The organism is Peribacillus sp. QJM3NY_7 (assembly GCF_056173225.1).
On record NZ_CM149663.1, the window covers coordinates 4,020,437 to 4,034,276 of the forward strand.

A 13,840-nucleotide genomic window follows, 5' to 3' on the forward strand; every position below is an offset into this window, starting at 1 on the left:
GATGCCGAGTCGCAATTAGAAGTCTATATCCTGTTTAGGTTCTTGGTACCTGTTTACAGCTGGTTGACTGCCGCCTTGGTATTTATTATTTCCTTGGTTTTGATTATTGCCTTGCTTTTGATAATTGTCTTTCTTGGATAGCATGGACTGAATCTTATCGACGACTTGAGGAGCTAAATCCATCATTTTTTCTAGAAGGTGCGTCCCTTCATCGAGATGAATCATTTTCACTCCATGGGAACCGACAATCAAAAAGGCAATTGGTGTTATGGAGACCCCACCGCCGCTACCGCCGCCAAAAGGCTGCTTGGAACCGCCTTGTTGTCCTTGATGGTTTCCATCCATCACAAATTCGCTGCCACCGGCTGCAAAACCAAACCCCACTTTGGATACAGTTAAAATGACACTTCCATCCGGAGTTTCTACCGGATCCCCAATGATCGTGTTCACATCGACCATTTCTTTAAGATTTTCCATCGCTTCTTTCATTAAACCTTGGATCGGATGATCTGACATTTAAATTCCCTCCACTCTATAACGATTGTTTATTGGAATCACCTGATAGCTTCGCTAATTTACTCGACTTGAAATGCGGCTTTCCGCCTTTCCAATAACGAAGCAGTTTTATTCCAGTCACCATAGCCTGCCCGATTCTGAATTGTAATATGCAGGAAATCGATGTATTTGCCTGCCATCTCTGAAAGTCGGGTGTAATGGAATAGGAGGGCATGATCCGAAAGTTGAAATAGGTTGTCAGCAAACCGATGATTGAACCTTTAAGTGCCCAGCATGCACCAGTTAAAACACCGGTGTGTGCAGCGTTTTTAGTACCGACCTTACTATGCCAGGTAAATTTTTTGACTTGGATATTCCCAGCGAATTTACGGACGATCTTATGGAATCCGATTATATGCTGAAGCGTTTCCAGAATGTCTGCGAATCCGTCCCGCAAATCTTCGGCTGTGATTTTTTTCTTTTCTTCCTTATTTGTTTTTCCGTTCATTTCTTGCTCTTTCTTTACTACTGCAGTTCCCGAGTCATCTTCCATTTTTATGACCGGAACCTTGAATGTATAGTGAAAAAGCCCATACCAAGCTGATAATTTAATATGTATTAGGTCATTCGCTTGGACACGCTTGTAGTCGATGGACACTCTTACTTTAGTAAAAATAACAATAAGCAGCACCAAAATGAGGATACCCATAATCATCAAAAGCCACTTCATGCACCTACACCCCTTCAGCCTATCATTATCGGCATATACAAAAAAAAATAAACCTGCAAAAGCGAAAATCACGCTCTTACAGATTTATGAATGGAAGAAATCATCTTCTGATCAACACAACGCCCGTGTCTGCAAAGACATCATGCAAAGCCTGTTTCTTCGGTAATAGGCCTGCCAAGAGATAGCCAATCCAGGTTACTTTTGAAATATAGCGGCCAATCAGCTCCCTGAACAATATCGTGCTCCATGAAATGGTCTTTTTCTCTTCCTTCAAGGCAACCACTTTCAGTCCAAAAATCATCTTGCCAAGGGTTTGATTCAAGAATTTGGTCATCAATACAAAGTATAAGAAAAATACGATCCCCGTTAAGAAGCCCTCTGCGGAGAACCAGAGGTCATCAGTTCCTTCATAAAATTTAAAGATGGGATGAATCAAAATCCGATTCAAGCTTCCGATAACCAATAGATCGGCTAAATAGGCCCAAAACCTCATCCAAAAACCAGCAAAATGCACTTTTTTGACTTCATCATCACCCACAGCCTTTTTGGCTGATGTAAATTCCTGCTGAACGGGAACCTCTTGATCTGCCATTAGATTGGATGAAGCGATTTGTTCATTGTTTTCATTTCTTTCCGTCATCCTTCAGCCCCCCTATTCCGCATACAAATACATTAAGCGTGGAGAATTTGAAGAGGAAAGGATTTTTGTCAAGACTGCCGTTTCCACATCATTTCCCAACATTTTTTGAGCACCCATACTGAATAATGAACCGAAACCTGCCTCATCTGTATAACGGATAACTTGAGCATCCTTTTTACCGATAACCGTTTTCATTGCGGCAATTACATCATCCAAATGGCCGAAATCATCGATTAGATGGTTTTCTTTAGCCTGACGTCCATCATAAATGCGTCCATCGGCAATTTCCCTTACTTCCTTCTCTGTCATTCCGCGTCCGTCAGCAATGACTTTTACAAATTGATCATAAGAATTATTAATCATATTCTGCAGTATTTCACGTTCTTCCCCAGTCATTTCCCGGGTTGGACTCATAATATCTTTGTGTGGTCCGCTTTTGATGGTTTCGAACTCGACACCATACTTCTTGGCCAGCTTCTCGTAATTATACCCATGCATGATGACTCCAAGTGAACCCGTCATCGTTTCTGGGCTGGCATAAATCTTGTCGGCTGGTGCAGAAATATAATATCCGCCTGAAGCAGCCATAGACCCCATTGATACATAAACAGGTTTTTTCACTTTCTTGATATCAAGGATCTTTTCATGAATCTCTGCACTTTCGACAACACCGCCGCCTGGAGAATTTACTCGAAGGATAATCCCTTTGATATCATCATTTTCCTCTGCCATCTTCAGCTTATCCATGAAGGCACGGTGATTATATGTTGCTGAACTAAGTAATGAGGCTTCTCCTGTATCTTGAATCGTGCCCTCTACATCAAATACGGCAATAACATTAGTGTAATCATCGCCTTCTATGACTTCCTCGTAAAATGCACTTTCGGAAGCAAATAATTCATCAATGATATTTTCCGTATCCGCTGTAAATAGTGTAGTGGCCGCCCCTACAGCAATAGATACAAAAAATAAAACGGCTGCGATTCCAAGTGCAGCCCAACGCTTTCCATTCATCTGTTTTCCCCCTTAAATATATGTATCCTTCTTACCATACGAACTAATACCAAAAATGTTTCATTCCATGATAAACTAAGACATATAAAATTGTAGCAAAAAATCCTCAAATTGGAAATGCATTGGTCCATTTTGCACAAATTGCATTTATTGTAAACAGGGTTTAGAAAGCCCTTTCATCACCATACATACTAGGGGGGATACGATGGATACTCGAAGGAATATTTATTTTTTCCATGCACCGAATGAAGAGATGCTCAGCAAGGTTGAATACTTATCAGACTTGGCGAAGCAACATTCGTATGAAGTCATCCAGGATTTCACAAAAGCGAACATCATCGTAAGCATCGGTGATGACGGCACATTCCTGCAGGCAGCCCGTAAAACCGGGTTCAGGGATGACTGTTTATATGCGGGCATTTCCACGACAGGTAACTTGAATATGTATTGCGATTTCCACTTGGAAGACAGTGATAAAATGATTGAAGCCATGACAAGGGAGCAAATCGAGGTGCGTAAATATCCAACCATCTCTATCCAATTGGACGATCAGCCCTCCTTCTATGCCCTTAATGAACTCAGTATCCGCTCTTCGATCACCAAAACGTTCATCATGGATATTTTCATTGATCAACTTCATTTTGAAACTTTTCGCGGGGACGGGATCATCATTGCGACTCCGACCGGAAGCACCGCCTATAATAAATCGGTCAATGGGGCCGTTGTCGATCCCCTTCTCCCTTGCTTCCAAGTGAGCGAGCTTGCTTCCGTCAATAATAATACCTATCGGACCCTAGGCTCCTCATTCATCTTAAGCGGTGCTAAGACGTTGACCGTCCACCTTGAACAAAACGGACCAAGCTATCCGATCGTCGGAATGGACAATGAAGCGTTAAGCATCAATCATGTCGAAAAGGTAAAGGTCCGGTTAAGCGGTAAGGTCATCAAGACCGTTAAGCTAAAAGACAATTCCTTTTGGGAAAAGGTTAAAAGGACCTTTCTTTAAACGAAAGGCTGTTTTCACATAATTTGTTGCTATTTACCAGTAGTGAGTTGTGGTTGATTTCCCCTCCAGATGCTCGCTTTCCTTGGTGCGGGCGGTGAGCCTCCTCGGCGTAAACGCCTGTGGGGTCTCACCTGTCCCGCTGCTCCCGCAGGAGTCTCGCTCTTCCGCTCCAATCAACCTTAAATAGTTTCGTTTTAAAAACAACAATCTTTACGAAAAGAGCCAAACGAAAAAAGGTACCGGATATGATAACCGGTACCTTTATATATGATAAAAATCTTTCGTATTTTGATAAAGGGCTTCATAGACATCCTCAATCGGCAATCCTTTAATCGAAGCAATTTGACGCACACTTTCATGCATCATGCCGGGATGGGTCCATTCCCCATTGAAAACCCCTTCAAACGGCCATGGTCCATCCGTTTCTATCATCATCAGCTTAAGTGGATAGGTCGAAACTAATTCCTGTATTTCCCTCTCATAACAAACATCAGGTGTAATCGAAATGCGGTAGCCCTTTTCGGCCATTCTTTCAACTGTCCGGATATCGCCTTTAAACCAATGAAAGTGTGCCCTTGTAATTTGATGCTTATCCAAAAGGTCGCAAACGATAGGTGCATCGTCATGAACGGCATGAAGGATAACCGGCTTTTCAATCTCTTTAGCTAAGGTCAGGAACCTCTCCAGTATCACTATATATGCTGTGTTATCAATATTGGGGTTTTCCTGCCTTAAGTAATAGGGCAGCCCAACCTCGCCTATGGCAACCATATCGTGACGATGTTCCCGCATCCAGCTCAATAATTCATACACTTCTTCATCACTCGGGAGGGGCTGCTCTGGATGAAAACCAAAGGCAGGCTTAATTCGTGAATCTTTAAGTGAAAGCTGATAATTGTTTATCGAAGAAGCCAAATTCATGGAAACAGTCAGCAAGGATTCCAACTGAACCTTTTCCATGTCTTTCAGGATCTGCTTTCGCTTAACAATATCATACTTATCCAAATGGATATGGCTGTCGATGATTCTCAAATGGTACCGCCTCCTTACTTAAGTAGTGAAAGTTGGCTTGAGTGCTGCATATAATTCTCTCTTCAAATGAATAAATTCATCACTAAGAAGCTGTTCTTCTCTTCTTGGTCTTGAAAATGGAACTTTCACTTCTTTGATGACAGCAGCCGGTTTTGCTGATAACACATAAATTCTATCTGATAGGAAAACCGCTTCATCTATGCTGTGAGTGACAAAAAGCACCGACCTCCGATTTTCTTCCCAAACCGACAACAGCCATTGTTGCATTTGCAATCTTGTCAGTTCATCCAAGGCAGAAAAGGGTTCGTCCAGGCACATCAAGTCCTGTGGACTTAAGATACTCCGAATGAATGCGGCCCTTTGCTTCATGCCTCCAGATAATTCATGGGGATATGCTTTATCGTATTCTTCTAAACCAGCTTTCATCAAAAGGTTTTTTGCCTTTTCTTTATCTCTGGTCCCAGCAAGTTCACTTCCAAGCAAAACATTTTCCAATACCGTTCTCCAAGGTAAAAGGGAAGGCTGCTGAGGCATATAGCTGATATGTCCCTTTAAGCCATTTATCTTTTTACCATCCAATGAAATGATGCCATGATCAGGCTTCAAAATCCCGCCGATCAAGTGAAACAATGTACTTTTACCGCTTCCCGATGGCCCAAGGATCGTGACGAATTCCCCATCATTCACATGGAAATTCATATTCTCCAATATATTCTGCTTACCATCGAAAGAATAGGAGACGTCTTTAATTTCCAGCTTCACCCTTTTCGCCCTCCTTTCTCTTCCAAGAAACCAAGTATTTCTCCAGGAAAGTGATGATTCCAAAAAAAATCAGGCTCATTCCCATAATGATGAAAATGGCTACAAACACCCGATCTGTCCTGAACGCTGAAGAGGCGAGAGTCATATAAACACCAATCCCCGATTTTGCCCCAAGCCATTCCGAAATAACCGCACCCATTACACTATAGGTAGCCGAAATTTTCAGGCCGGAGAAAATGAACGGGATCGAGTGAGGAAGTTCCAGCTTCCAAAATAACTGGTTTTCCCCCGCTCCCATCATCTTGAAATAATGCTTAAGCTCGTATGGTGTCTGGCGAAAACCATCCAATGATGCGACCGCAACCGGAAAAAAACATACAAGTGAAATCACGATTAACTTAGGCAGCATGCCAAAGCCAAACCAGATCACCAAAAGCGGCGCCAAAACAATGATAGGTATATTTTGTGATAGTATGAGCAGAGGATAAACCGCGTCCTTCACACCTGGAAATAGGTGTAGGATTGCCGCGATCAATAAGCCGATGCAGCTTCCAATAAAAAAACCTGACAACGCAAGCTCGGTTGTGGATATAAGGTGTCCGTAAAGATTGCGGGACGACTCTATTCCTTCAATGAAAATGGCCGATGGAGCGGGAAGCAGCCATTCTTCAACTTTCAATAAGACTGTCACTGACTCCCATACAATCAGCAACAATAATAAAAGAAAGAAGGGAGCCCCCTTCTTCCAAATTCCCCTTCCGATCATGCCCGATATTTCTCCGTTAACGTATCCATCGTAATCCCGCTTGGCTGATATAATATTTTCACTTGGGAAATGACATTCGGCGATCCTATTTCAATCATTCTTACATTCATTTTTTCTATCACGGCAAAAAGCTCGGAAAGCTCCCCCTCCATTGTCGTTTCAAGCGGGTGAACCTCATACTTGACACCTGATTCTTCAATGATCTTGATTGCTTCATCGACCATAGGGATGACATTTTCCCCTTTAGGAATAATTTGTATACTAATTAATGAATTGGCCATTGTATTTCCTCCTATTTTGGTAAAAATTCATTGGTAAATGCCTTTTCAGGATCGAAATCACCTTCAAGAAGCTTATTTTCAGTCATCCACTCACTGTAATTCTTCCAAATTTCAAGCTTTTGTTCACCCCATCGCGGAGCATCATCCTGATACTTGGCTGCAAGCCACTCCTGGCTTTTCTTCACTAGTTTTGGATCAAGATCCGGTGCAGACTCAATTAACATATCTGCTGCATCATCAGGATTCTTAATCGCAAACTGGTACCCTTTCGAAGCTGCATGAACGAATGCTTTAACAGTCTCGGGATCTTCTTTTATCATCTTTTCATTTGTAGTCAAAACAGGCGTATAGTAATCAAGCTTATCAGAGTATTCGGTTAAGTACACCATATTAAGCTTTTCATTTCGTAACTCAGCCTCAATGCCTGTCCAACCATAATAAATCCAGGCAAAATCTATATCCCTTTTAACCGAAGTGAAAAAATCCATGTCTCCTGTATTGACTATGTCCACTTCATTTACATCCGCATTTTCCTTTTTCATGAGTGAATCAATAATGGCCTTTTCAACCGGAGATCCCCAGCCACCATACGTTTTCCCTTCAAAATCCTTGGGAGTCTTAATGTCCTTAGCCTCAGGGGAAGCGAATCCCGAAGTATTATGCTGGATGACGGCAGCTACCGAAACAATCGGCACACCCTGTACGCGGGCCTGCGTTATGCCCTCTTGATAGCTCACGCCAAATTCAGATTTCCCTGAAGCGACAAGCTTATCAGCTCCAGCTTCACCTGGCATGATAATTTCCACATCAAGACCTTGTTCTTTAAAATAACCTTTTTCCTTGGCTACATACAATCCTGTATGGTTTGTATTCGGTGTCCAATCGAGCACGACCGATACCTTCTTTAATTCTTCATTTTTAGATGCTTCTTCTTTTTCATTAGTTCCGCCTGCTCCGCATCCAGCTAAAAGGAAGAACGAAGTTAACAGTGGTAAGAATTTATTCAAGTCATTATCCTCCTACACATCTTATAAGATTCATATGCCGGAACCATAATAGGGCTCCAGGGCTATTCAAATACTGGATAAAAAAGCAAAAAACGCCCGAAGATGAATTCGGACGTTAACATACAAAACAGAAAATCAGTCATAATATGTTCCCTCCGCTGGCATCACCCAGATCAGGTTCAAAGAGTCAGCATCTAATGGATGCAATCTCAGCCAGCAGTACTGGCCCCCCTACATTTCTCGCACATATGAACTTTTCTCTCTCATTATATCAATTCATGGGGAAAAAGGAATACTAATTTGCTTCTTCTCTCTAATTGGAAAAGTATTCCTGGCACTTCAAATATCTTTTGAACGAAAATCATTGAAAGCAAAATAACTCTGCCTCTTTCCGTTCCGATCATTCTTGGCTGCAACGGCGGCGGACACGTTCCAAATAGTCATTTCTTTTCAAGCATTCATATAATGAGCATAACGTGTAGACATTTTTGTTTACTGGTTTTATTAAACCCTTAATTTTATTAGCAAAAGGTGGATATGTCATGATAAAGATTAATCACAAATGGTTAGATGTCAGTCAAATCCAACCAGGTACAGCCTCTGCCAAATCGCTTGAAACTCTTCAATGCTTGGCGGAAGATTCTAACGTTTTTGAATACCGGAACTTTGGGGATTTTAATTTCGAGATACAGCTGAGGAACCGAGTCATAGAGGCAGCTATTGCGTTGGATAAAAGCGGTCCGGATTTTTCCACACTTGAGGAGTCTCAATCCAATCAACGTTATTGGCACCTTTCAAAGGATGGCACCTTTACCCTTCAGCCAGGGATTCTCCCTCATGCTGCGCTCGTTGACATTTTCATGAATGGAGGGCTTTATGCCTTCGAATGCGGGACGGCAATGGTCGTCACTTTTTTAAAGGCGATTTTGGATTTAATCGGCCCCAGGAATTTCGACTATCTTTTTTCAGACCTATTTTTATATGACTTTCGCCCTCCAAGGAATATGGCTCTCATCGTTCACCAAGGAAGGGATTATTCACCAGGTGATTGCGTTTACTTCAAAAACCCTGATCACGACTTGGCAACCCCTGAATGGCAAGGTGAAAATGCCATATTATTAGGGAATAACCTCTTTTATGGCCACGGGATCGGGATTACCACTGCACAGGGAATCATCGATGAATTAAATAGCAATAGAAAGCCATTCGCCACCATATCAGCATTTCTGACAACGCATATCATTTTCCTGGATAGTTCCTTCTATAGACAATTCCAACTAAATAACCCCCGTGCCAAGCCCGATAACAGTCCTGCCAGCCTTTCCAATTGTATTGTTTCTGAAATAGGTTCGAAGATATACCTTTCATGACCCTGGCATTTCGCCTATGCCATAAATCCGTTTTATTGAATATCGACATAAAAAAATGCTTGGGGAGAAATTTCCCCAAGCATTTTTTTCTTTTCACGCACCAATATTGCCTTTGCCTTTGAACCTGCGGGCACTTGCCTGCCCCCATTTCGTAATGGATAGTGTATAAACAGCCAAGGCTGACCATATGAACAAAAAGGCTAAAAGATGTGCTTTGGTGAAACTTTCATGATAGACGAATACCCCGATCAATAAAGATAAGGTCGGAGCGATATACTGAAAAATGCCTAGCATCGATAACGGGATCTTCTCGGCCCCTTTTGCAAAATATAAAAGAGGCAATGCCGTGGCAATCCCGCCGCCCACCAACAGCAAGCTTGTGCTCCCGTCTGTAAAGAATTGCATTTCCGACCTGTTCATCAAGTAAATCAGGTAGCCTAGGGCCAGAGGCGTTACCATCATCGTTTCGAGCGTCAGCCCGATTGCCGATTCGGCCTTGATCATTTTTTTTGCCAGACCGTATAATCCAAAGGTCATGGCCAAAACAAGAGAGATCCACGGGATCGTGCCGAAATGAATGCCAAGGATCAAGACTCCGATTCCTGCAAGCAGGAATGAAATAATTTGGGCCCCGCTCAATTTTTCTTTTAAGACTATCACTCCCAATAGTACACTGACGAGCGGATTGATATAATATCCAAGGCTCGTGTCGAGGATCCGTCCTGAGTTAACGGCCCATATGAACACTCCCCAATTGGCTGTAACAAGCAGTGACGCCGTCAGTAATGCCGTAAAGAGTTTCGGATTGCCCATTATGTTTTTGACATAATCTAGAAACGCCTGCCATTTTTTCATGAACATCAATAAAACCAGCATGAACACGAAAGACCATAATACCCTCTGAGCTAAAATTTCTATTGCACCGACTCCCTGAAGGAACTTCCAGTAAACCGGCACAACTCCCCACATCATGTAAGAAAGGGCTGCATAAATCGCCCCTTCTTTTTGTTGATCCACTTTCATAACAAGCCTTCTTTCCATTTACATTCCTTTATCTAATTCCATCTAACAATTTTGTATTTCCATTTCTTTTTTTGCAACTGTTAATTTTTATCATACATGATTTTGTCATCGATGACCGTCATGACCGCCTCAGCTTTCAGGAGATCATCCGGTGCAACAGCAAAGACATCCAGATTAAACACGGTAAAATCGGCATCGTACCCTTTATTGATCACACCGCGGCGTTTTTCCTGGCCGATTGCTGCAGCACTCCCTTTGGTATACAATGCGAAAGCCTCGAAAACGGAAAGCCTTTCAGACAAACCATATACGGTACGGTCCTCACTGTTGATTTTCATCCTTGTGACAGCGGCATGAATGCCCAAAATCGGATTTAATGGTTCAATGGGTGCATCCGACCCTCCCGCACAAATGATGCCCATGTTCAAATAGGTTCTCCAGGCATAGGAGGATTCCAATAGATTGGCTGATACCTTTTCTTCCACCCACGGAAAATCGGACGGAACGAACCCCGGTTGAATATCAAAGATTACCGGCAGCTTTGCCGCCCGCTCCAAAAGCTCCGGCCGTACAATCTGCGCATGGATGAGCCGGTCCCTCTGTCCCTTTTTCGGGGGGAGGGCTTCAATTGCATTCAATACGTATTCAAAAGCGAGATCGCCAATCGCATGGACAGCAATCGGCATTCCGGCAGACCTTGCTTTTTTCACCCATTCCTGAAGCTCGTTTTCAGTGAATATCGCGACTCCATTCGTATTCTTTTGATCTACATAAGGTTCGCTCAACAGGGCTGTGCGTCCGCCTAAGGAGCCGTCGGTAAAGATCTTCATGCTGTCGAATTTGATATATCGCGTACCTTTCTGATAGCCGCCGCCTGCTGCCAGCATTTCTTCTAACGCTTCGTGATGGACGAGCAAGTTGGCGCGAAAGGCCATTTCCCGGTCCTCGATTACCGATTTAAACGCCTGATATGTCGGCATGAAGCCATTGTAGTAATGGAGGTCCTCGGTATGACCGCCAGTCAAACCTAGCTTATATGCGTCTTCTATGGCCTCTGTGAGTGCGTTTTCGATATACTCTTGATCAATGCCGGGAAGGCTGTCTAAAATAAGGTTCTGCGCCTGGCTTTCTTTAAATAATCCATTTAAACGTCCGTCAGGATAACGGCAGATCACCCCGCCTGAAGGTTCTTTTATATCTTCTTTAATATCCGCTTCCAAAAGGGCCCGGGAATTGACCACCAAGGCATGACGGCAGACCCTTTTCAATACGATGGGATGATCTGCCGATATCGCATCAAGCTCATCCCGTAATATCAATTCAGGCCTCGGCCATTCATTTTCATTCCACCCTTCGGCAACGATCCACTTTCCGGCCGGGGTCTTTAAGCACTTTTCCTTCAAGGATTTCATGATCGACTCCCTGCTATCCATCAAAGAGAGGTCTAGACGAAGCAGTCTCTCACCATGTCCGACCAAATGAAGGTGACTATCCACTAATCCCGGCAGCATCGTTTGTCCTTTTAAGTCGATTTCCCTGGAAATATTGCCGGCATATTCATTTTTCAAATGGTCCAGGCTGCCGGTATCAACAATTACCCCCTTTTCAGTGAATACTGCCTCCACTTGATCATTTTCTTTAATCATCGTATAAATCGACCCATTGAACCATAACGTTCCCATTCCGGCTTTACACTCCTTATTAAATGATTGTTACTGTGCAGATATGCAGTAAGTGTACCATCTCATAACACGAATTCCCATATTTATGCTTTTACCCAAGTCCCTGTCAATAAAAAAACGCCAGCCTTGAAGGCTGACGTTCATGCATTTCGATCAATTGTTAAGGAGTGCTTCTTCCCTTTTCCGTAAATCCACCCGTTTGATTTTACCTGATGTCGTTTTGGGCAGCTCTTCTAAAAATTCGATTTTCCTTGGATATTTATATGGAGCAGTCAATTCTTTCACGTGCGATTGAAGCGTCTTGATCAAGTCCTGGCTGTTCGGATCGATATCATCCATCAAGACGACATACGCCTTGACCACATTTCCCCTTATTTCATCAGGACTTGCTATAACGGCACACTCTTTAACATATGGATGCTTAACGAGTGCATCTTCCACTTCAAACGGTCCGATCGTATATCCCGAACTGATGATGATATCATCAGAACGACCCTCAAACCAGAAATAACCATCCTCATCCTTTTTCGCTTGATCGCCGGTGATATAATAGTCCCCGCGGAATTGCTGCGATGTCCGCTCGGGATCTTTAAAATATTCTTTAAAAAGAGCAGGTGTATCGACATGTACGGCAATATCCCCCACTACGCCAGGAGAACAAGGTTTACCGGAGTCATCGATGATTTCCACATGGTTGCCCGGAGTCGGTTTGCCCATGGAGCCCAATTTAATTTCCATGCCTTTCGTTACACCAACCAACAAGGTATTTTCGGTCTGTCCATACCCATCACGCACTTCAATCTGGAAATGGTTCTTAAAGACCTCGAACACTTTTTGATTTAAAGGCTCTCCTGCTGATACGGCACTATGAAGATGGGATAAATCATAATCATCAAGGTTATCCACCTTTGCAATCAATCGATACTCGGTTGGTGTACAGCATAATGCATTCACTTTGTAGTCCTGAAGCAGCTGAAGATATTTTTTCGCCTCGAACTTTCCATGATAGGCAAGGCCTGTCGCTCCTGTCCCCAGAACCGCCAGGAAAGGACTCCAGATCCACTTTTGCCACCCTGGGCCTGCAGTTGCCCAAACGACGTCCGTTTCGCTGATTCCTAGCCAGTTTGCAGCGGACGTTTTCAAATGGGCATAAGCCCAGCCATGTGTATGGACGACCCCTTTTGGATTTCCTGTCGTTCCGGAAGTATACGATAAGAATGCCATATCCTCACTCTTCGTGTCAGCCATGGTCAGCTGATCGGATTCCTCATCGGCGAGCTCATTCAAATCCAGCCAATTTTCGATTCGTTTTCCGATTGAAAACTTCAGGAGGCTTTCCGCTCCTTCTATTTCATTCAATTCGTCAGTATATTCATGATAACTGATGATTCCTTTGACATCACCATGGTTGACTCGGTACTGCAAGTCCTTCGCACGAAGCATTTCAGAACAAGGGATGACAATCATGCCAATTTTCAATGCTGCTAAATACACTTGATAAGCTTCCACCAAACGGGGAATTATGATGAGGACCGTATCACCTTTACCCAGTCCTTTTTTCTTGAAGGCATTTCCAATTTTATTTGCACTTTTTAATAAATTCTCATATGTAAGTTGTTTTTTATCTCCGGTTTCGTTCTCCCAAAGTACGGCAACTTTACCTGGATCTTTTGCATAACGTTCCATTTCACTCACTAAGTTGTAATGTTCCGGAGCCAATAAGTCTTCACGCTTCATATTCTTCCCCTCCAATTATGAACTCTTAGTACCTACTCATTATACAAGATACTTCTCTAAAATTTCTATTTATTTTTACAAATTAAAAAAGAGAGCGGGTGTAGGAATCCACTCCCTTAAGCCTGTAGACAATTCCTAAAGTGAGTTTGCCTTCAGTTTTTCTTTTTAAAAATTCCGCTGATTTTCGAAACCCGATCCCTCTTCACCGACTGTCTGCCAAGCTCATCAAAGCATGCGCCTGTGGGGTCTCGGCTACCCAGTTATTCGGCAGGAGTGTCGCACATCTCTTCATTCC

At 43.0% G+C, this 13,840-nt stretch carries 14 protein-coding genes and 1 riboswitch; of the genes, 2 read left to right on the forward strand and 12 right to left on the reverse strand.

The window, feature by feature from the left end; genetic code table 11:
- Positions 1–15 precede the first annotated feature (15 nt).
- The 4 genes from ytfJ to sppA form a co-directional block, all read right to left on the reverse strand.
- The gene (gene ytfJ / locus AC0VX1_RS19240; RefSeq protein ID WP_475468403.1) at positions 16–516 is read right to left on the reverse strand and encodes a GerW family sporulation protein; all 501 of its coding nucleotides are present in this window, start codon (positions 514–516) and stop codon (positions 16–18) included.
- A gap of 16 nt (positions 517–532) precedes the next feature.
- The gene (locus AC0VX1_RS19245) at positions 533–1,225 is read right to left on the reverse strand and encodes a DUF2953 domain-containing protein (RefSeq protein ID WP_475468405.1); all 693 of its coding nucleotides are present in this window, start codon (positions 1,223–1,225) and stop codon (positions 533–535) included.
- A 100-nt stretch (positions 1,226–1,325) separates the two neighbouring features.
- Positions 1,326–1,865 (reverse strand): RDD family protein, encoded by a 540-nt coding sequence (locus tag AC0VX1_RS19250; protein ID WP_082854555.1) that lies wholly within the window; start codon positions 1,863–1,865, stop codon positions 1,326–1,328.
- A gap of 12 nt (positions 1,866–1,877) precedes the next feature.
- Complete coding sequence (gene sppA / locus AC0VX1_RS19255) at positions 1,878–2,879, reverse strand: signal peptide peptidase SppA (RefSeq protein WP_475468407.1); 1,002 nt, start codon at positions 2,877–2,879, stop codon at positions 1,878–1,880.
- 205 nt (positions 2,880–3,084) lie between these two features.
- Here sppA and AC0VX1_RS19260 point away from each other — a divergent pair, with 205 nt between their 5' ends.
- Positions 3,085–3,885 (forward strand): NAD kinase, encoded by an 801-nt coding sequence (locus tag AC0VX1_RS19260; protein WP_063575483.1) that lies wholly within the window; start codon positions 3,085–3,087, stop codon positions 3,883–3,885.
- A gap of 261 nt (positions 3,886–4,146) precedes the next feature.
- On the opposite strand, the gene AC0VX1_RS19265 is transcribed toward AC0VX1_RS19260, so the two are convergent.
- Genes AC0VX1_RS19265 through AC0VX1_RS19285 form a run of 5 tightly spaced genes read right to left on the reverse strand, consistent with a single transcriptional unit; the run spans position 4,147 to position 7,733 of the window.
- The gene (locus AC0VX1_RS19265) at positions 4,147–4,917 is read right to left on the reverse strand and encodes a TatD family hydrolase (protein ID WP_475468409.1); all 771 of its coding nucleotides are present in this window, start codon (positions 4,915–4,917) and stop codon (positions 4,147–4,149) included.
- A gap of 18 nt (positions 4,918–4,935) precedes the next feature.
- Positions 4,936–5,673, reverse strand: coding sequence for an ABC transporter ATP-binding protein (locus AC0VX1_RS19270; RefSeq protein WP_054400648.1), 738 nt, complete (start codon positions 5,671–5,673; stop codon positions 4,936–4,938).
- The gene (locus tag AC0VX1_RS19275) at positions 5,663–6,445 is read right to left on the reverse strand and encodes an ABC transporter permease (RefSeq protein ID WP_475468411.1); all 783 of its coding nucleotides are present in this window, start codon (positions 6,443–6,445) and stop codon (positions 5,663–5,665) included. Before AC0VX1_RS19275 ends, AC0VX1_RS19270 begins: the two co-directional genes overlap by 11 nt.
- Positions 6,442–6,726: a thiamine-binding protein gene (locus AC0VX1_RS19280; protein WP_034309193.1), complete on the reverse strand. Its 285-nt coding sequence runs from the start codon at positions 6,724–6,726 to the stop codon at positions 6,442–6,444. The genes AC0VX1_RS19275 and AC0VX1_RS19280 overlap by 4 nt, the downstream gene beginning before the upstream one ends.
- A gap of 11 nt (positions 6,727–6,737) precedes the next feature.
- Positions 6,738–7,733, reverse strand: coding sequence for an ABC transporter substrate-binding protein (locus AC0VX1_RS19285; RefSeq protein ID WP_413010410.1), 996 nt, complete (start codon positions 7,731–7,733; stop codon positions 6,738–6,740).
- 133 nt (positions 7,734–7,866) lie between these two features.
- A riboswitch (TPP riboswitch) is annotated at positions 7,867–7,976 on the reverse strand.
- 299 nt (positions 7,977–8,275) lie between these two features.
- Here AC0VX1_RS19285 and AC0VX1_RS19290 point away from each other — a divergent pair.
- The gene (locus AC0VX1_RS19290; protein ID WP_268591671.1) at positions 8,276–9,103 is read left to right on the forward strand and encodes a protein-glutamine gamma-glutamyltransferase; all 828 of its coding nucleotides are present in this window, start codon (positions 8,276–8,278) and stop codon (positions 9,101–9,103) included.
- 93 nt (positions 9,104–9,196) lie between these two features.
- Here the strand turns inward: AC0VX1_RS19290 and rarD are convergent, their stop codons facing one another.
- From rarD to mbcS, 3 genes are all read right to left on the reverse strand, one after another.
- Complete coding sequence (gene rarD, locus AC0VX1_RS19295) at positions 9,197–10,126, reverse strand: EamA family transporter RarD (protein ID WP_048677941.1); 930 nt, start codon at positions 10,124–10,126, stop codon at positions 9,197–9,199.
- Between the two features lie 80 nt (positions 10,127–10,206).
- On the reverse strand, positions 10,207–11,808 hold the full coding sequence (locus AC0VX1_RS19300) for an amidohydrolase (protein ID WP_475468413.1): 1,602 nt from the start codon (positions 11,806–11,808) through the stop codon (positions 10,207–10,209).
- Positions 11,809–11,961: 153 nt separating this feature from the next.
- Positions 11,962–13,545, reverse strand: a complete 1,584-nt coding sequence (gene mbcS / locus AC0VX1_RS19305) for an acyl-CoA synthetase MbcS (protein WP_048677943.1) — start codon at positions 13,543–13,545, stop codon at positions 11,962–11,964.
- Positions 13,546–13,840 lie beyond the last annotated feature (295 nt).

Bases quoted from the DNA above. Each gene is read 5' to 3' on its own strand.
- mbcS (WP_048677943.1), bottom strand. From the start codon at position 13,545: ATGAAGCGTGAAGACTTATTGGCTCCGGAACATTACAACTTAGTGAGT.
- ytfJ (WP_475468403.1), bottom strand. From the start codon at position 516: ATGTCAGATCATCCGATCCAAGGTTTAATGAAAGAAGCGATGGAAAAT.
- AC0VX1_RS19300 (WP_475468413.1), bottom strand. From the start codon at position 11,808: ATGGGAACGTTATGGTTCAATGGGTCGATTTATACGATGATTAAAGAA.
- AC0VX1_RS19260 (WP_063575483.1), top strand. From the start codon at position 3,085: ATGGATACTCGAAGGAATATTTATTTTTTCCATGCACCGAATGAAGAG.
- rarD (WP_048677941.1), bottom strand. From the start codon at position 10,126: ATGAAAGTGGATCAACAAAAAGAAGGGGCGATTTATGCAGCCCTTTCT.
- sppA (WP_475468407.1), bottom strand. From the start codon at position 2,879: ATGAATGGAAAGCGTTGGGCTGCACTTGGAATCGCAGCCGTTTTATTT.
- AC0VX1_RS19250 (WP_082854555.1), bottom strand. From the start codon at position 1,865: ATGACGGAAAGAAATGAAAACAATGAACAAATCGCTTCATCCAATCTA.
- AC0VX1_RS19245 (WP_475468405.1), bottom strand. From the start codon at position 1,225: ATGAAGTGGCTTTTGATGATTATGGGTATCCTCATTTTGGTGCTGCTT.
- AC0VX1_RS19280 (WP_034309193.1), bottom strand. From the start codon at position 6,726: ATGGCCAATTCATTAATTAGTATACAAATTATTCCTAAAGGGGAAAAT.
- AC0VX1_RS19275 (WP_475468411.1), bottom strand. From the start codon at position 6,445: ATGATCGGAAGGGGAATTTGGAAGAAGGGGGCTCCCTTCTTTCTTTTA.
- AC0VX1_RS19290 (WP_268591671.1), top strand. From the start codon at position 8,276: ATGATAAAGATTAATCACAAATGGTTAGATGTCAGTCAAATCCAACCA.